Origin of the sequence: Rhodococcus sp. 06-470-2 (assembly GCF_002258235.1) — a bacterium.
Classification (GTDB): Bacteria; Actinomycetota; Actinomycetes; order Mycobacteriales; family Mycobacteriaceae; genus Rhodococcoides.
In genome coordinates this window covers 39,677-56,159 of sequence record NZ_NOYB01000037.1, presented here as the reverse complement: position 1 = coordinate 56,159, position 16,483 = coordinate 39,677, and the positions used below count along the sequence as shown (strand labels likewise).

At 64.4% G+C, this 16,483-nt stretch carries 18 protein-coding genes and 2 pseudogenes; 11 read left to right on the top strand and 9 right to left on the bottom strand.

The features are described from left to right. Positions 1 to 36: 36 nt before the first annotated feature. From CH276_RS20295 to CH276_RS29065, 5 genes are all read left to right on the top strand, one after another. Positions 37 to 1,062, top strand: a complete 1,026-nt coding sequence (locus tag CH276_RS20295; RefSeq protein ID WP_094631490.1) for an MBL fold metallo-hydrolase — start codon at positions 37 to 39, stop codon at positions 1,060 to 1,062. Continuing rightward, the gene (locus CH276_RS20290) at positions 1,059 to 1,454 is read left to right on the top strand and encodes a YidH family protein (protein ID WP_094631489.1); all 396 of its coding nucleotides are present in this window, start codon (positions 1,059 to 1,061) and stop codon (positions 1,452 to 1,454) included. Before CH276_RS20295 ends, CH276_RS20290 begins: the two co-directional genes overlap by 4 nt. After that, the gene (locus CH276_RS20285; protein ID WP_094631488.1) at positions 1,360 to 1,779 is read left to right on the top strand and encodes a DUF202 domain-containing protein; all 420 of its coding nucleotides are present in this window, start codon (positions 1,360 to 1,362) and stop codon (positions 1,777 to 1,779) included. The genes CH276_RS20290 and CH276_RS20285 overlap by 95 nt, the downstream gene beginning before the upstream one ends. Positions 1,780 to 1,928: 149 nt before the next feature. Next, entirely contained in the window at positions 1,929 to 2,609 is a 681-nt protein-coding gene (locus CH276_RS20280; protein WP_094631487.1) for a DsbA family oxidoreductase, read from the top strand. After that, positions 2,602 to 2,733 carry a hypothetical protein gene (locus CH276_RS29065; protein ID WP_254924345.1) on the top strand — a complete coding sequence of 44 codons (132 nt, stop codon included), beginning with the start codon at positions 2,602 to 2,604 and terminating at the stop codon, positions 2,731 to 2,733. Before CH276_RS20280 ends, CH276_RS29065 begins: the two co-directional genes overlap by 8 nt. On the opposite strand, the gene CH276_RS20275 is transcribed toward CH276_RS29065, so the two are convergent. Next, positions 2,717 to 3,127 (bottom strand): winged helix-turn-helix transcriptional regulator, encoded by a 411-nt coding sequence (locus tag CH276_RS20275; protein ID WP_254924344.1) that lies wholly within the window; start codon positions 3,125 to 3,127, stop codon positions 2,717 to 2,719. The two genes, CH276_RS29065 and CH276_RS20275, sit on opposite strands and share 17 nt — an antisense overlap. A gap of 82 nt (positions 3,128 to 3,209) precedes the next feature. On the opposite strand from CH276_RS20275, the gene CH276_RS20270 reads away from it, so the two are divergent. Continuing rightward, on the top strand, positions 3,210 to 3,872 hold the full coding sequence (locus tag CH276_RS20270) for an NAD(P)-dependent oxidoreductase (protein ID WP_094631485.1): 663 nt from the start codon (positions 3,210 to 3,212) through the stop codon (positions 3,870 to 3,872). A 26-nt stretch (positions 3,873 to 3,898) separates the two neighbouring features. Here CH276_RS20270 and CH276_RS20265 read toward each other — a convergent pair whose 3' ends face one another. Then, positions 3,899 to 4,282, bottom strand: a complete 384-nt coding sequence (locus CH276_RS20265) for a hypothetical protein (RefSeq protein WP_094631484.1) — start codon at positions 4,280 to 4,282, stop codon at positions 3,899 to 3,901. A gap of 105 nt (positions 4,283 to 4,387) precedes the next feature. Between CH276_RS20265 and CH276_RS20260 the strand changes: the two are divergent. After that, positions 4,388 to 5,226: pseudogene (locus CH276_RS20260) on the top strand (NAD(P)/FAD-dependent oxidoreductase); the annotation flags it as partial. A gap of 37 nt (positions 5,227 to 5,263) precedes the next feature. Here the strand turns inward: CH276_RS20260 and CH276_RS20255 are convergent. Next, a pseudogene (locus tag CH276_RS20255) lies at positions 5,264 to 5,782 on the bottom strand (IS3 family transposase); the annotation flags it as partial. A gap of 378 nt (positions 5,783 to 6,160) precedes the next feature. On the opposite strand from CH276_RS20255, the gene CH276_RS20250 reads away from it, so the two are divergent. The 4 genes from CH276_RS20250 to CH276_RS20235 all read left to right on the top strand — a co-directional run bounded on the left by CH276_RS20250 (position 6,161) and on the right by CH276_RS20235 (position 10,987). Further along, positions 6,161 to 7,201, top strand: a complete 1,041-nt coding sequence (locus CH276_RS20250) for an ABC transporter substrate-binding protein (protein WP_441344234.1) — start codon at positions 6,161 to 6,163, stop codon at positions 7,199 to 7,201. 140 nt (positions 7,202 to 7,341) lie between these two features. Beyond that, positions 7,342 to 8,502, top strand: a complete 1,161-nt coding sequence (locus CH276_RS20245) for an ABC transporter ATP-binding protein (RefSeq protein WP_094631482.1) — start codon at positions 7,342 to 7,344, stop codon at positions 8,500 to 8,502. After that, positions 8,502 to 10,226: an ABC transporter permease gene (locus CH276_RS20240; protein WP_094631481.1), complete on the top strand. Its 1,725-nt coding sequence runs from the start codon at positions 8,502 to 8,504 to the stop codon at positions 10,224 to 10,226. Before CH276_RS20245 ends, CH276_RS20240 begins: the two co-directional genes overlap by 1 nt. Further along, positions 10,223 to 10,987 carry an SDR family NAD(P)-dependent oxidoreductase gene (locus tag CH276_RS20235; RefSeq protein WP_094631480.1) on the top strand — a complete coding sequence of 255 codons (765 nt, stop codon included), beginning with the start codon at positions 10,223 to 10,225 and terminating at the stop codon, positions 10,985 to 10,987. Before CH276_RS20240 ends, CH276_RS20235 begins: the two co-directional genes overlap by 4 nt. 31 nt (positions 10,988 to 11,018) lie before the next feature. Here CH276_RS20235 and CH276_RS20230 read toward each other — a convergent pair whose 3' ends face one another. The 6 genes from CH276_RS20230 to CH276_RS20205 all read right to left on the bottom strand — a co-directional run bounded on the left by CH276_RS20230 (position 11,019) and on the right by CH276_RS20205 (position 16,451). Continuing rightward, positions 11,019 to 12,035, bottom strand: coding sequence for an MBL fold metallo-hydrolase (locus CH276_RS20230; protein ID WP_094631479.1), 1,017 nt, complete (start codon positions 12,033 to 12,035; stop codon positions 11,019 to 11,021). Beyond that, positions 12,032 to 12,367: an EthD domain-containing protein gene (locus CH276_RS20225; RefSeq protein ID WP_094631478.1), complete on the bottom strand. Its 336-nt coding sequence runs from the start codon at positions 12,365 to 12,367 to the stop codon at positions 12,032 to 12,034. The genes CH276_RS20230 and CH276_RS20225 overlap by 4 nt, the downstream gene beginning before the upstream one ends. A gap of 69 nt (positions 12,368 to 12,436) precedes the next feature. Continuing rightward, the gene (locus CH276_RS20220) at positions 12,437 to 13,060 is read right to left on the bottom strand and encodes a TetR/AcrR family transcriptional regulator (protein WP_094631477.1); all 624 of its coding nucleotides are present in this window, start codon (positions 13,058 to 13,060) and stop codon (positions 12,437 to 12,439) included. Between the two features lie 42 nt (positions 13,061 to 13,102). After that, positions 13,103 to 14,620 carry a class I adenylate-forming enzyme family protein gene (locus CH276_RS20215; RefSeq protein ID WP_094631476.1) on the bottom strand — a complete coding sequence of 506 codons (1,518 nt, stop codon included), beginning with the start codon at positions 14,618 to 14,620 and terminating at the stop codon, positions 13,103 to 13,105. Further along, positions 14,617 to 15,693, bottom strand: coding sequence for an alcohol dehydrogenase catalytic domain-containing protein (locus tag CH276_RS20210; RefSeq protein WP_094631567.1), 1,077 nt, complete (start codon positions 15,691 to 15,693; stop codon positions 14,617 to 14,619). The genes CH276_RS20215 and CH276_RS20210 overlap by 4 nt, the downstream gene beginning before the upstream one ends. Further along, the gene (locus CH276_RS20205) at positions 15,693 to 16,451 is read right to left on the bottom strand and encodes an SDR family NAD(P)-dependent oxidoreductase (protein ID WP_094631475.1); all 759 of its coding nucleotides are present in this window, start codon (positions 16,449 to 16,451) and stop codon (positions 15,693 to 15,695) included. Before CH276_RS20205 ends, CH276_RS20210 begins: the two co-directional genes overlap by 1 nt. Positions 16,452 to 16,483 lie beyond the last annotated feature (32 nt).

Below are 16,483 nucleotides of genomic sequence, written 5' to 3'. Positions count from 1 at the left end.
GAGACATCATCGCTCGAAGAACTGTGGAGACGAAGTATGTCAGACGAAGAACGATCCGGACGGTGCACGGTGATCACGTTGGGTACCTGCGGGGGCCCCAAGCTGCGCGTGGACCGAACGGGAGTGTCGACGGCGATCGTCGTCGACGACGCGGTGTACATCGTCGACCTCGGTTACGGAGCAAGTCGGCAACTCATCGCTGCCGGATACGACTTCTCCCAGGTAAGAGGTATTTTCGTCACCCATCTCCACTCGGATCACATCAGCGATCTGGCGAACGTGCTGTTGTACGGGTGGTACCAAGGTCTTTCGGAATCAGCGAAGCCGGTGACCATGTTGGGGCCCGGATCGCGTGGCGCGTTGGCACCTGCACACGCGTTTGCCCAGGAACCGGCCATCGTCAATCCCGAAGATCCGACACCGGGATTCGCCGAGTCCTATCGCTATCTGCTGCAAGCACATTCGACGGACATCAACGATCGGATTCGGGACAACCTGCGTCCCCACCCCGACGAGGTTCTCACCGCGAGAAACATCGAGATCCCGTTCCAGGTAGGCTTCGATCCCGATACGAACAACGCTCCTGAGATGGAGCCTTTCGAGATCTATGCCGACGAGCATGTGCGGGTGTTCGCAACGCTCGTCGAACATTCGCCGATGTCACCGGCATTCGCGTTCCGATTCGAGACCGCGTCGGGCAGCGTCGTGGTGTCCGGTGACACCGGCCCGTGCGCCAATCTCGAACGCTTGGCAGCGGGGGTCGACGTGCTCGTCCACGAGGTGATCGACGAGCAGTGGGCAGAACGCAACTACGCGGACAAGCCCGAGGCGGAACGCCAGGCGATGATGTTGCACCACCTTTCGGCGCACACGTCGATCGAGGAGGTGGGCAAGATCGCGCAGCGGGCGTCGGTGGGAACCCTTGTCCTCAACCACTTCGTACCGGGTCATCTTGTGCCCGGACGCTGGCACGAGGCCGGCCTGCACTTCGACGGCACACTGATCGTCGCCCAAGATCTGGACAGGATCGACGTCGACGCCGGCCGTTCGGCTCGCGTGTGACCGAGGAATGGTCGCGACAAACCGGCGCTCCGGCAAGGACCGCTCTGGCACGCCGATTGTTACCCGGCGGGAGCGAGCCCGATCCCCGCTTCACCCTGGCGAACGAGCGAACGCTCCTTGCCTGGATGCGTACGTCGTTGGCCCTGATCGGAGGCGGTATCGCGGTCGAAGCATTCACCACCGCCTCCCTGTCGCCGTTCGTACGAATCACGGCCTCGGTCGTGCTACTGACTCTGGGAATCACCATCAGCCTCGGTGCCCTCGCGCGCTGGCTCGCGACCGAACGAAATCTGCGGCATGGACGACCTCTGCGGATGCCGATGGTGGCAAGCCTACTCGGACTGGGCATCGCCGTTGTCGGCATTCTGTTCGTCGGTGCAGCGTTCTTCTGAAATGCCCCCTCTCCACAGCGATCCGGGGCTCCAACCCGAACGAACGTCCCTGAGCTGGCACCGCACACAGGCCTCGTTGATCATCGTCAGTGTCCTGTTCGTGCGGTGGTACCCGACATGGGGCGCCTTCGCATTCGCGCCCGTCGCCCTCGCATGCACGACGACCTTGGCAATCTCGGCGACACAGCGTCGGCGGTACGAACGAAGCTGCGCATCGATCGCCGCGGCACCCCTCGGCCCGGACATCGGTGGCGCAATAGCGATCGCCGCGTCGTGCGCAGCAATCGGAGCGGCCGGAACCGCTGTCCTTCTCGTCACTGCGTGACCGCCCTCGTAACGCGCCGATACTCCGGCGCTGGGCAGCATACTCGGTGCTCGCGCACCTGAAAGTGCCTTTTGTACGCCTCCGCTCGCGCACGCATCATGGTGTTACGAACTGCCAGTGAGTAACGGAGTCGAGAGCGAGGTAGTGGGATGAACGCACAGAACGCACAGGTGGTGATCGAGGTATGGACCGATCTGGGCTGCCCGTGGTGCTACATCGGTAAGCACCGTCTGCAGACTGCGATCGACCAGCGGCCGGACGCGGAACGGTTCGAGGTGCGGGTGCGGTCCTTCGAGCTGAATCCCGATGCGCCACACGAGCCGGAGACCATCGAGAGTGCTTTCGTTCGCAGCCATGGCGGCGACGCGTCGGTAGTCCTCGACGCCGAACGACGTATCCAACAGCTCGCCCAGAGCGAGGGATTGAAATTCTCGCTGGATCGGCTGAACGCCAACACTTTCGACTTCCACCGCGTTGTTCATCACGCCGCCGAGAAGGGCCTCGGCGCTCAGTTCTTCTCCGCAGTGCAAGACTCGTTCTTCGCGGGCGAGATCAACCCGTTCGACCGCGACCAACTGGTGCAGGTCGCCGAGTCGATCGGCCTGGACGGCGAGCGGGTCCGAGACGTCCTCGCCGGCGACAACTACGCCGAGCAGACTCGCGTCGATCGCCGCGAAGGACTCGCGCTGGGATCGACGGGCGTCCCGTTCGTGGTCTTCGACCGCCAGGTCGCGACCGCAGGCGCACAGTCGGTCGAGGCGTACAGCCGGATTCTCGACCAGGTCGCAGGCGGGGTCGCCCGGGTCTCGACAGCCGACGCTCATGGCTGACCCGATGCGCCCGCTCGAGGTCGTCACCGGCGACCCGGCCGGGATGTGCGACCTCGACACCGGCGTCTGCGTTCTGCCCGACAGCTCCGCGGAATCGGAATCGGCGGTCAGCGAACCGCAGTAGCCGCAGCCCTGCCCACGCCGGTTGCCTCGTGCAGCTTACGGTGGGCCGCCACGACGCTGTGATTCCGGGCCGCCCAGCCGGCGAGTGCCCGCACCGCCTCCTGCAGCGACCGCCCGAGGTCGGTGAGCTCGTAGACCACCCGCGGCGGAACCTCGGGGTACGCGGTACGGGTGACGAGCCCGTCTCGTTCGAGTTCCTTGACGGTCACCGTCAGCATCCGCTGCGAAATTCCGGGGATGCTGGCTTGGAGGTCCGAGTACCTCAACGGCCCCGCACCCAGGGTGCTGATCACCAGCACCGTCCACTTGTCGCCGATCCGGTCCAGTACCTCGCGGATGAACGCGCTGTCTTCCGGCCACGACGTGCACGGCCCCGAAAGTGTCCGCTGAGCCACCGCGATCTCCCAACTCCACATACCGAATCAATGGTTACCGCATCAACGGTAACCGTAAAACCACACCGAAAGATACCCACAGATGAGCACACTTCTCGTACTGGGCGGCAGCGGCCGCACCGGCACCCACGTACTCGCCCACGCCGTTGCCCGCGGCCACCAGGTCCGCGCTCTCGTGCGCAACCCCGACGCAGTCCAGGCTCCCGCCGGAGTGACGTTGATCAGCGGCACCCCGACCGACATCGACGACATCCGCCGGGCCGCCGACGGAACCGAGGCCGTGATCAGCGTGCTGAACAACTCGAGGGCGTCGGACAATCCGTGGGCCAAGTCGGTCAGTCCCCCGAATTTCATGACCGACGCGGCCCGCGCCACCTTGACCGTGATGGGCGAGAAGGCAATCACCCGGCTCGTCGCGACCTCGAGCCAAGGCGTCGCCGAGGACTGGAAGCGAATCAGCCCGATCATGCGCGGCCTGATCGGCATCTCCAACATCAAGGCCGGGTTCGAGGACCACAACGGAGTCGACGCGCTGGTGCACGCCTCCGACGTCGACTGGACCCTGGTCCGTGCCGTCGCCCTCACCGACAAGCCGGCCACCGGACCACTGCGCGCTGCCGAACGCGGCACCGACAAGCCCTCCCGGTTCGTCAACCGCGACGACCTCGCTGCCTTCCTCGTCGACACCGTCGAACAGAACCTCTGGGTCCATCGAACCCCACTGGTGTGGAACGCGCGCCAATAGAGCGCGCGTAATTGGACCGCGGTTCGTCAGCGCGACCGACGCGAAGGCCGGTCGATGGCAAGGGTGGCGAGAGCAGAAACGACGCCCGCACCGTTGATGACGGCCCAGGTCACGTTGCCGGGCTTGCCCGACTGTGCAGCGGCGACAGCATGATTGACGCCGAACAGAGCCGACAGAACGGCAAGTCCGCGCAGCTGCGCCCGCACCGGGTCGCCATCACCGGCGACGATCGCACCGGCCGCGACCAGAGTGCCGAGGTTCCAGATCGCGATCTCCCGCTGCCAACCCGGGTTGCTACCCCAGGCAGTGGTCGTGGCGAACTTCTCGGGGAAGACACCCTGCACGACCAGCGCGGCGGAGGTGCCGGCGAGCCAGGTAAGGGTGGCGGACCGGACGGTGGGTCGATACATGGCGGCCTCCTCGGGTATCAACCAGGAGACAGTACACCGCAGTGAGCAGCGGGCGGCAGTGGATGTTCAGACCCACTCGTCTTCGTGTGTGGACGACCGCTCGAGCGCATCACCGAGACTGGCTGCGACAGCCTTATCGTCGCAGCCGGTGCCGGTCAGTCGCACTTCGGCAACGAGCACTTCGCCGAATACGCACCCGGAATGAAAACCAACGACGACGCCCACGAACTCCGCGGCCGCATCCTCGGCGCATTCGACCAAGCCGAACTCGCAACCGATCCGGCAGAGATCGAGAAGCTGCTCACTTTCGTTGTCATCGGAGCGGGACCGACCGGGGTCGAGATGGCAGGGCAGATCGCCGAACTCACACACAAGACTCTCGACGGCACCTACCGTCACATCGATAGCCGAAGCGCTCGCATCATCCTGCTCGACGCCGCCCCGAAAGTGTTGCCGCCGATCTCTGATTCCCTCGGCCATGCCGCTGCGAAGCGCCTGAACAAGATGGGCGTCGACATCCAACTCGGCGCGATGGTCACCGATCTCGACGCCGACGGCCTGTCCGTCAAGGATGGGGACGGCACCAATCGACGCATCTTCTCTCGCGCCAAGGTGTGGTCCGCGGGAGTTGCAGCCAGCCCCCTCGGCAGGCAACTCACCGATCAGTCAGGAGCCGAAGTTGACCGCGCTGGGCGCGTACTGGTGAATAAAGACCTGTCGCTCCCGGACCACCCCGAGGTATTCGTCGTCGGCGATATGATGAGCCTCGACAAGCTCCCCGGCGTCGCACAGGTTGCTATAGGGGCGAGCGCTACGCCGCTCGCGCCATCTCCGCAGGCCTCGAAGCCGTTCGCGAAGGCCGAGATACGCCCGCGCGCATAGACTTCAAGTACTTCGACAAAGGTTCCATGGCGACGGTCTCGCGGTTCAATGCCGTCGCGCAGTGCACTGGACCCCGTGGGTTGGACTGTTAATGCAAGTCTAGGCCGCGAGGGCCTCAGCTCGGTATCGCACCGGGCTCAGGCCGTCGAGGCGTAGCGAGATCCGGTCGTTGTTGAACCAGTCGATGTAGTCCTCGATCGCGGTCTGCAAGGTGCCCAGGTCGAGATATCGGATGTGATGAAACATCTCTTCTTTGAGGTGACCGAAGAAGTTCTCGATGATCGCATTGTCGTAACAGTTCGCTTTACGCGACATCGACTGGATCGCCCCCGCATCGGCCAGCAATCGCCGCCACGAGGAATGCTGATAGTGAAAACCCTGATCCGAGTGCACAATTGGACACTCCTGTTCACCGAGGGTGTCCAGCGCCGCCCGCAGGGAACGGTTGGTGAACTCCGTCGTCGGGGACCGACCGATCGAATACGAAATGATCTGACGATCGAACAAGTCCATCACCGGAGACAGATACAACTTCGCCTCCCCGACCCGGAACTCGGTGACGTCGGTGACCCACTTCCGATTCGGTGCCTCCGCCGTGAACCGGCGGTCGAGGATGTTCGAGGCGACCGCCCCGACCTACCCCGGGCGTACCAGTCAGAATTCGCACGCCCAACCGACGTCCACCCTTTCCCTTCCGATCGCAAGCCAGTTCTCCGCTCACGGGCGCTCATCCTTGTCGAAACACCCGCCCGAATAGCCGTCACGCGTGGACCGCACAAACGAAGAGGGGCATCGAGCTCCGCTCACCCGACCTGGTGATTGACATCACAGAGCAGGGCGGCTATCTTTCAAACTGACATCAGTTCAGTTTGGCGAACGTGGCGTTTGGCTCGAATTCGTACGCCGAGTCTGCGAGCGGATGTCGACCGACTTCACGTCACCGGCGGCTCACCGAGTCCGCGGAAAGTTATCGACGTGCCCGAAAGGAACGCAGGCATGAACAAGTTCAGGACGACGATGGTTGCCGTGGCAGCAGCGGCGGCGATGGTGGGCCTTACCGCATGTGGGGGGTCGTCTTCCTCCGCGTCCGCTCCGGTCGAGGGCGACTGGGATGCTGTGGTCGCAGCTGCGAAGGAAGAGGGCAGTGTGATGCTCTACTCGAGCCAGAAGCCCGCCAATCTCGACGCACTGACAGCGGCTTTCGAGGCGAAGTACCCGGGAATCGACATGGAATACGTCCGTGGCACCGACTCCGAGATCAACCCCAGGGTCGAGACGGAGAATCGAACGGGAAGCGGTATCGCCGACGTGCATATGACCACCGATGCCTCCTGGATCGAGAACGCGGCAGAGTCCGGCAAGTTCTCCACCGAACTCGTCGGGCCCGATCTGGACGCACCCGCCTTCGATCCGGCAGCCAGTGTGATCAACGATCGGTTCTTTCTCACCAGCGCAGCGGTATTCGGCCTCGGGTGGAACACCGCAGCGGTGCCGGACGGCGTCAGCACGCCCCAAGATCTGATCGATCCGAAATTCCAGGGCAAGATCGGCATCGTGAACCCCACCGGATTCGCGTCGTACGTGGATCTGTACAAGTACTACGCCAAGAACTTCGGTGAGGACTACTGGAACAAGATCGCCGAACTCTCGCCGCGGGTCTACCCCAGCGCACTCGCAGTGGCGCAAGCCCTCACCTCCGGTGAAGTAACGGTCAGTCCCATGGTGCAGCCGCTCGTCACCGAGGTTGCCGCAGGCGCACCGGTCGATTGGGCTCTGCCCGACAAGCCGTGGGGAACACCCTGGTACTCGGAAGTTCTGAGCGCCTCACAGCATCCCAACGCAGCGCAGGTGCTCGCGAACTTCATGGTGACGGCCGAGGGACAGCAGGCCTTGAACGGCGGTTATGCAGCCGTACTGCCCGACGTCGAGGGTGCGGTCGCGCGAGCTCAGGACATCGCATCTCCGGATATCGCCGAACTGACTCCCGAGAAGGTCGAGCAATATTCTCAGGAATGGCAAACCCTGTTCCAGGGCTGACCCACGGCAATCCCCGGTGAAAACCGGACCGCCGCATCTGCGAGCGGACTACGAAATGATATGTGACAGAGCCGAACACCACGGTCGACGCACAGCGACCGCCGGTGCACGCACACCGATGCTCCGAAAGTGAGTATGCAATGACCTCTCGATTCGCGGTCTCCGGACTGACGAAGACCTACGGTGCCAACGTCGTCGTCGACAGTCTCGACCTCGAGATCGAGCAGGGTGAATTCTTGGTCCTGCTCGGACCGAGCGGCTGCGGCAAGACCACGACCTTGCGGTGCCTTGCCGGTCTGGAGACACCGCAGGGCGGTTCGATCTCGTTCGCGGGTCGGACAGTGTTCGACGCGGCCTCGAAAGTGCTCGTGCCTGCGCACAAGCGAAACATCGGCATGGTGTTCCAATCCTACGCACTGTGGCCCCACATGACGGTCGCCGAGAACATTCGGTACCCGCTGACCGTTCGCAAGCTCAAGAAGGCTATTGCCGACGGAGCGGTCGAGACGGCCGCGAATATGGTCGACTGCGGCGCTCTGCTCGATCGGTACCCATCACAGCTCAGCGGCGGCCAGCAGCAACGTGTCGCGGTGGCGAGAGGGTTGGTGGCCCAACCGGATCTGGTGTTGTTCGACGAGCCGCTGAGCAACCTCGATGCGCGTTTGCGAGATCAGGTTCGATCTCAGATCCACCAGCTGCACCAACAGCTCGGTTTCACCGCCGTGTTCGTCACGCACGACCAGTCCGAGGCCTTCGCTCTCGGCGACCGCCTCGCGATCATGAAGGCCGGAAAAATCGAACAGTACGACGAGCCCGAGCACGTGTTCGAGAACCCGGCATCGGAGTACGTCGCGGCGTTCATCGGGATGGGTAATCGACTCGAACTCCGCCGCGGCCACGACGGATGGGTCACCAGCGGCTCCGACGTCATCGACCTTCGGACCGCCACAGTGCGTGAGCGCGCCGACGAGGGCACCCGCGCCGTCGCCAGGTTCCGACCCGACGACGTGCTGTTGCACGACACCGCAGACCAGGTGCCACCCGGAAACGTAGCCCTGCACGCGGAGCTCGTGACGTACGAGTACGGAGGTCGGTACTTCGACGTCGCAGTCAGAACCGGTGACGAGCAATTGACACTCCGTGCCGTGGCCGCCGACCACAGTGCAGCACTGAGGCGTAGCAGCCCGGGAAGACCCGTCGTCGTCAGCTTCGCGCCGTCGTGTCTGAGGGTGTACGCGCTTCCCGACGCCTCGTCGGCCACCAGCTCCGAGCTCGTCGGATCCGCTGGAAAGAACTCGTGATGGCAACTCTCGTCGATGTCGAGCGTCCCGAGTCCACCGAGCCGGCCGACAGAAGATCACTGACCATCCCGTCGAGCTGGCGCGCACGAATCGGCTACGCCGCCGTCCTTGCCGTTCTGGCCTATCTGGTCGTGCTTCCCATGGTGAAACTGCAGATGCTCGCCTTCGAGGACGGCGCTGCCGGATACGGAAGTCAGTACGGCCGCTTCGACATCGGTGTCACGCTCCGAACCACGGTGGCATTGGCACTCGGTTCGTTGGTCATCGCCATGGTGTTGGGAACGCTGCTCGCCTTCGCAGCGAGCAGGCTTCCCGCCAAGCTCGGTTGGCTCCGCGTCATTCCGATCCTGCCGATCGTGATGCCGGCGGTGGCCAGCGTGGTCGGTTGGGCGTTCCTGCTCTCCCCCGGTCCCGGCTATCTGAACGTGCTCCTTCGCCTGTTGCCGTGGTGGAGCGGGTCGGACAGTGGACCGATCGACGTCTATACCGTCCCGTGGATCATCGTCCTCACCGGCTTCGGTCTGACGTCGTTCGTGTACCTGTTCGTCAGTTCCGGCATGCAGAACATCAGCTCCGAGCATCTCGAAGCGGCTCAGGTCAGCGGATCGTCCACGGTGGGAATCTTTTTCAAGATCGTTCTCCCGCTGCTTCGACCGTCTCTCATCTACGGCGGCGGCATCGCGCTGCTCCTCGGTCTCGGCCAGTTCACCGGCCCCCTGCTGCTGGGCGCGAACACCGGCGTCAAGGTGCTGACCACCGAGATGTATCGCCGGGTGTCGGAGTCCCCGTCGGACTTCGCCGCGGCAGCGGCCGCCGGGTCTCCGCTGGTGATCTTCGGCTTGGTGCTGGTGCTGGCGCAGAAGGCGCTGCTGGGCAACCAAACTCGCTTCGTCACGCACGGCGGCAAGGCATTCGCCCCCTCCACGGGTAAGGCCACGTGGGCCACGGTCACGATCGTCGTGTTCGCACTCTTCGCCTTGGTCATCCCGCTGGTGGGTCTGATCATCGTCTCGTTGACGCCGTACTGGTCGGGATCGTTGTCGCTGAGTCTGTTGACGCTGGACAACTTTCGGGCACTGATGGACACGACGGCCGTGGTCGAGTCGGTCCTCACCAGTGTGGTCACCTCGCTCGGCGCAGTGGCCATCTGCATCCCGCTGGGATACCTCATGGCAAACCTTCTCGTGCGGGGACGCCGGTTCAGAATTCTCGCGCTGATCGCAGACCTCATGACTGCACTGCCACTGGGCATCCCGGCCGTGATCTTCGGCGTCGGATTCCTGCTCACGTACACCGAGCCGCCGCTGATCCTCTACGGAACCAGGACGGTGATCATCCTCGTGTACATCGTGCTGATGTTGCCGTTCTCCACGAGGATGCAGATGACGGCCATGCTGTCGCTCGGCAACACGTACACCGAAGCGTCGGCCACCAGTGGTGCATCGCCGATCGTCACCAATCTCCGAATCATGTTGCCGCTGATGCGTCCCACGATCCTCAGCGCCGTCGCGCTCATGTTCATTCTGTTGACCCACGAGTTCGCCGCGTCACTTCTGGTGCGCGCGTCGACCACCCAGGTGATGGGCACGTTGCTGTTCGACATGTGGCAGAACGGCTCCTACCCACTCGTTGCGGCGATGGCACTGCTGATGACTGCCGTGACCACCATCGGTGTCGCCGCGGCGATGCTCGTCGGCGGCCGTAACGTGTTGAGCAAGCTGTGACGGGCATGCCGTCCCGGCTCCAGGACAAGGTCGTTCTGGTCACCGGGGCTACCGGAGGAATCGGTACCGCGATCGTCGAGCGGCTGGCTTCGGAGGGTGCCTCGCTGGTGGTGACCGACGTCGACGGTGCCGCATGTGCAGCACTCGTCGCCGAACAGACCGACAGTGACCGGCATCTACCGATCGGTCTGGATATCACCCGAGAGGGCCAGTGGCACAACGCCGTCGAGACCATCGACGCGCGATTCGGCCGACTGGACGCGGTGGTCAACAACGGTGCGATCGGCAGTCTCGGAACGGTGGTCGACGAAGATCTAGACCGCTACAACCGCGTGGTCGAAGTCAGTCAGACCGGTACGTGGCTCGGAATGAAGCACGCAGGGGCGTATGTCGAGCGATCGGGCGGAGGATCGGTCGTCAACATCTGTTCCATCCTCGGCAGCGTCGGCGGTCTCGGCAACAGCTTCGCTTACGCTGCAGCAAAGGGTGCCGTGCGCACCATGACCAAGAATGCGGCCCTGCACTGGGCCACCAAAGGGGTCCGCGTCAACTCCATCCACCCCGGCTTCATCGGTACCACGCAGCTGCTCGAACGCTACGAGGGATCCGAACGGCACAGGGCCATGATCGCGCACACTCCGATGGGTCGACTGGGAACCGGGGCCGAAGTGGCTGCTGCGGTTGCGTTTCTGGCCGGCGACGACTCCACGTTCGTCACCGGGACAGAGCTGTACGTCGACGGCGGATGGACCTGCGACTGACCGCTCGGGTAGGGCTGTCGGGGCGGATGCTTCAGCAGGTGGTGAAGAAGTCCACCCCGTTGGAGGTCCGCGCCGACAGTCGGCCGCGCTGGACCAGAACATCGAGGTGCGCAAGCGTCTCACAGGTCGCCACCATCTGATTGAAGCTGTCCATGGTGGCGAACGATCGTTCGTGCCGAGTCCACGTCAGGCCGGCTGCCACGTCCGACCCGGTTGCGCGACCGGCAGATTCGACAACGCTCTCGGTAGCGGTGAGACGGCGATCGTGGTGTTCGAGCAGCTGCCGGCAGCGCTCGTGCACACCCGCACCCGGATGGCCGTGTGACGGCAACATCGTCCGGTCCGGCCCGTCGAGCATCGCGGTCAGAGACGTCAGATACTTGTCCAACGGCAGGTCCCACTCACCGAGCTCGAACCCGATCGACGGCGTGATGGTGGGCAGAACGTGGTCGCCGGTATAACACACATTCCGGTCGGAATCGTGAAACACCATGTGCCCCTTGGTATGCCCGGGTGTGTGCGCAGCGAGAACCGCATGACCGGCAATATCGAGCGGTCCGGGCTGCAGCCAGGTGTCCGGCAGCTCCCAGTCCGAGGCGTCGAAGGGCTCGGCCTTCCCGCTCTCCCACGCGATGCGGGCGATGTCGGGTGCGCCCGCGCGCTCGAGTTCACGAATCGAGCTGACCGGAACGTTGCTGCGCAATCGACCGATGGCGTCGATGCCCGGAGCCTCTGCGGCACCGAGATGCACCCGGGTGCCGTATCGACGCCGCAATTCAACGGCGAACGTGTAGTGATCACGATGCACATGAGTGACGTACACGTCGTGGATCTCGGACGGTCGACGCCCGATCAGGCGTAATGCATCCACGAGCTCGACATGGGTGGACGCGCGGTGCCAACCGCCGTCGATCAGCGCGAGTCCCGTATCGGTCTCGAGCACATAGACATTGATTGCGCGCAGACCGTCCTGAGGCATCTGCAGAGGAACGCGATGAACACCGTCTGCCACTTCGAAGCAACCCGGGTCGGCCCACGACGACGTCATCCCGCGTCGCTCGCGAGGGGCACCATCGTTTTCTCGTCGCCGTACCACATCATCCGTCGGCCGCCCATGGTTCCGACGTGGTCGACCGCGGCCTTCCACTCGTCACTGGTCAGCGCGGCCTCGAGTGCGTCGCGGGACTCGAAGCTGAGCACCGACAGGCCGTCCCACCCTTCGGACCTGCCACCGAACGCTTCGAGCAGTTCGGTGTGCTGCCAGCGGATCAACCCGGGCAGGGGGTAGGTGACGTCGGCATGCTCGCCGCGCCACCACATGATGAACTGATCGTGAGTCCACTCGGCAGGACGGGCGGCTACGAGGACCAGGTTGTACATTTTTCTCCTAAGTGAATTCTGTTCAGTTACGCCGGCCGTCGAGAATCGGCAGCGCCGACGACATGCGGACTACTTTCGTACGACCCTGATGGCTGCGTCCGTGACCAGTGCAGTGATGTCGTCGATGCTCAAAGGACCGTCCGGCCGGTACCAACGCCATACGCTGACCACCAGGGCGAGCACCAGACGCGCAGACATCGTCGGATTCGATTCCGCGAACTGGCCCGCCTCGATCCCCCGCCCGATCAACGCGGTCCAGTTCTTCTCGATCCGTTGCACGAGTTCACGGCATTCGACTCGCTCGGCCTCTTCTTTGGCAGACTGACGTTCGGTCGCCAGCAGGTCCATGTGATTGTGGAGAATGCGCCGGGCCAATGCGTCCTGAGGTGATGCCGCCAAGGACGCGGCAATCGCGGCGCGAAGTGCGTCCTCGGCGTGCGTCACGCCGTCGGTGGCCGCAACGAAACGGGCGGCGGAGTCCGCGAGTTCTATGCGCATGATGGTCAACAAGCAGTGCGCTTTGGACTCGAAGTAGTGGTAGAGCGCGGTCTGACCGATACCGACCTCGTCGGCGATCGACGCCCACTTGGTGTGCTCGTATCCCACCTTGCCGAAGTGGTCGATCGCCGCCGACAGAATGCGCGTTCGCTTGGACCGCGGACTCTCGCGTCGGACGTCGGTTCCTACGGTCATGGTTGCCCCTACTGATAGCACGTGTTCCGGCCTCGTTCGAGTTTACATTTTCCGATGTGAATTCGAGTCAGTTGCGGCCGCGAGCTGCTTGGCCAGTGCCGTCGCATCGGGCCGGGACAGTTTTCCGACGCGATTCTGCGGTAGATCGTCGACGGTGAACACGTATTCCGGCCACTTCGACTTGGGAAAGTCGTCCTCGGCCAACTGCGCGGTGACGTCCTCGAGTTCGAGCTCCTCACCACCGGTGACCACGAGCGCTGCTGCGCGCTCCCCCAGCAGGTCGTCCGGTACCGGCACGACACAGACCTGCACGACAGACTGCAGCGAGGCGATCGCCGATTCGACCTCGTTGATGTCGATGTTGCGGCCACCGCGAATGATGATCTGTTTCTGCCGACCCATGACGCGAATCGAGCCGTCCGACGCGACCTCCACCAGATCACCGGTCGGAAGAAAACCGTCGGGCGTCAGCTCGGGCGGGACCGGAGTGCCGGCACGGGCGTACCCGACGAACAGCGACGGTCCCTTGACCTGGGCGGCACCGATATCGTCCGCGGGGAGCGGACGGCCGTCCGAGTCGACGGCTCGCACAGTGGTGCCGGGAAACGGCCGACCGTCGCGTCCGAGGCGGATCGACACCGGGTCGTCGAGAGCGGGTGTCGTGTGGCCCAAGCACTCGGACATGCCGAACACTCGGAGGAACGTGGTGTGCAACCACTGTTCGGCCTTGGCGAGCGCGCGCTCGTTCATCGGTCCGCCGCCGACCGTCATGGCGCGCATCGTGTTCAGTGCGCCTTCGGAGTTCGGTGCGACCGAGAGCTGTAGCGCCATGGTCGGTACCAGCATCGTCCAGGCAATCCGGTGTTCCTTCGCTGCCCGCAGGGCCGCCTCCGGGGACCACTTCCCGATGGCGACCATCGGACCTCCCAGTAGCGCAGGCAGATACATTCCGAAGCAGAATGCGGCGACCGACGACAGCGGTACGAAGGCACCGATCGCCTCGCCCGGGCGGAGGCCGACGGCATCGATGGTGGATCGAGACGCATACCTGATCGCGTCCTCGGATTGCACCACGCACTTGGGTCGACCGGTCGAGCCCGAGGTCATCGCGATCGCATCACCTCCGTTCCATCGCGCGACTGAGGCGAACGCACCACCCGACGCCCGCACGCGGTACGAACCGAAGGCGGGCTTGTCCACGGGAAATTGCTCGTCGGACACACCCCAATGACGAAGGGCCTCGGGCGTTCCCACGACGACGTCCGGTCGAATGTCCTCGAGTGCCAGCGCGAACTCCGACTCCGTGGCGTGCGGGCTGACCACCGCGACCACACCGCCGGCGAGACCGACACCGAGGGCAGCCGCAACGGCACCCCAAGTGTTGTCGGCCTGAATCACCACGGTCGGCGGGCTGGGGTCGATACCGCCGAACACGTCGGCGAGGGATGTCGCCGCCTCGACCACGGTCCGGATCGTGTGACTGCCGTCTTCGTCGACGACTGCGACGGTATCGGGGGTCTGTTCGGCGCGGACGAGCATCTCGCGGGCAAGCCGTTTCACTGGTCTGACTCTTTCCTGGTTCGTGATGCGCTCATGTCGAGGACTGCACGGCCGGTGACGGATCCGCCCCGCAACCGGTCGTATGCAGAGATGGCCTCGGTGAAGGGGATGGTGGTGATTTCGGCGCGCAGCACGCCGTCCTGCGCAAGTTCCACGACGGCTTCGAGATCGGCACGGGTACCCCAGAACGGGGCATCCACCGTCCATCCTGCGGCCAGACCGACATCCTTCCCGGTCGTCAGTCGGCCGCCGGCACTGCCCACCACCACGACAGAACCCCCGGACCGCAGCATGGCGGCCGCCGGGGCGGTCGTGGTCGGCGCGCCGACGAAGTCGAGGACGAGATCTGCACCGTCCAGTGCCTTGAGCCGTTGCGTCGCAGCGGAAACGGAGTCGTAGAACTCGTGCGCTCCCGAGGACTCGGCCAGTGCAGCGGCGTCGGCCTTGGAGTCGATTGCGATGATGTGAGGCACGCCCATGGTGCGCAGGATCTGCAGGGCAAGGTGGCCGAGGCCGCCGACTCCGATCACGACCACGTTGCTTCGCTCGTCGATCACGGCGGAGTTGGTGCGAATGGCGTGATACGCGGTCAGTGCCGCGTCCGCCAGAGGCGCGGCACCGAGAGGATCGAGATCACCGATCGGAACGAGTACGCGTTCGGACGGCACCAGCATCAGCTGTGCGATGCCGCCCGGATACCCCAGACCGTTTCCGATGGGGGCCAGCCGACCGTCGGGACGCCGAGCGAGGCTGCGACAGTAGTTCTCTCTGCCGCGCAGACAGTTCGGGCACGTTCCGCAGCTCCAGATTCCGTGAACGACCACGGCGCGGCCGATCCAGGAGGGGTCTGCCGACGGTCCCGCCGAGGCAACGGTTCCGGCCACTTCGTGCCCCAGCGTCAGTGGCAAGTCGTAGTCGAAAGTCTCTGCGCTCGAGTTCATCACGTGCAGATCGGATCCGCACAGTCCGGCTGCGTCCACCTGGATCAGAAGTTCGTGCCCGGTCGGCACCGGGTCCGGCACCTCCCGGAACTCCGGTGCGCTCCCCCACTGAAGGACCTGCACGGCCAACATCAGCGAGCAGTCCATCCGCCGTCGACCACCAGGGTCTGACCGGTCATGTAGGAGCTGGCATCGGAGGCCAGAAACAGCACGGCACCGTCGATCTCGCCGTCGACGCCGCCGCGTCCGAGCATGGTGTTCCGCCGCACCCACCCTGCGGACTTGTCGTTGGTGAACAGGCCATCGGTCATCTCGGTATCGAACCACCCCGGCACCACGGCGTTGACGCGAATGCCTCGTCGACCCCACTGACCGGCCAGTTCACGAGTGAGGCCGAGCGTGCCTGCCTTCGACGCCGCGTAGCTGGCACCGCCGATCGGCGCAGTGGACACCAGCCCGATCACCGAGGAGATGTTGATGATCGACGCTGTTGCCTCACTCGGCATCTTGCCGACCGCATACGTGGCCAGATGGAACCCGGCGATCAGGTTGACGTCGAGGATGGACTGGAAACCGTCCAGTGTCTCGTCCTCGGCGTTGGGCGGGCCGGGTTTGCCCGCGTTGTTGATCATGACGTCGAGCCGGCCGTGTTCGTCGAAGCAACGATCGACGAGAGCTCGCCGGTCGCTGTCGTCGGTGACGTCGCACCGCACGGGCACGATGGCCGGGATCTCGGCCGACAACGCTTCGAGCCGGTCGAGCCGTCTCGCGGCGGCGTACACCGTGGCACCGGCCGCGGCGAGCGACCGGGCGAAACCGAGGCCGAGCCCCGACGAGGCACCGGTGACCACTGCGACGCGACCGGTCAGCGAGAACATGTCCTGGGTCATGTGTCCACTTCCAAACTGATTGTCGGACAATA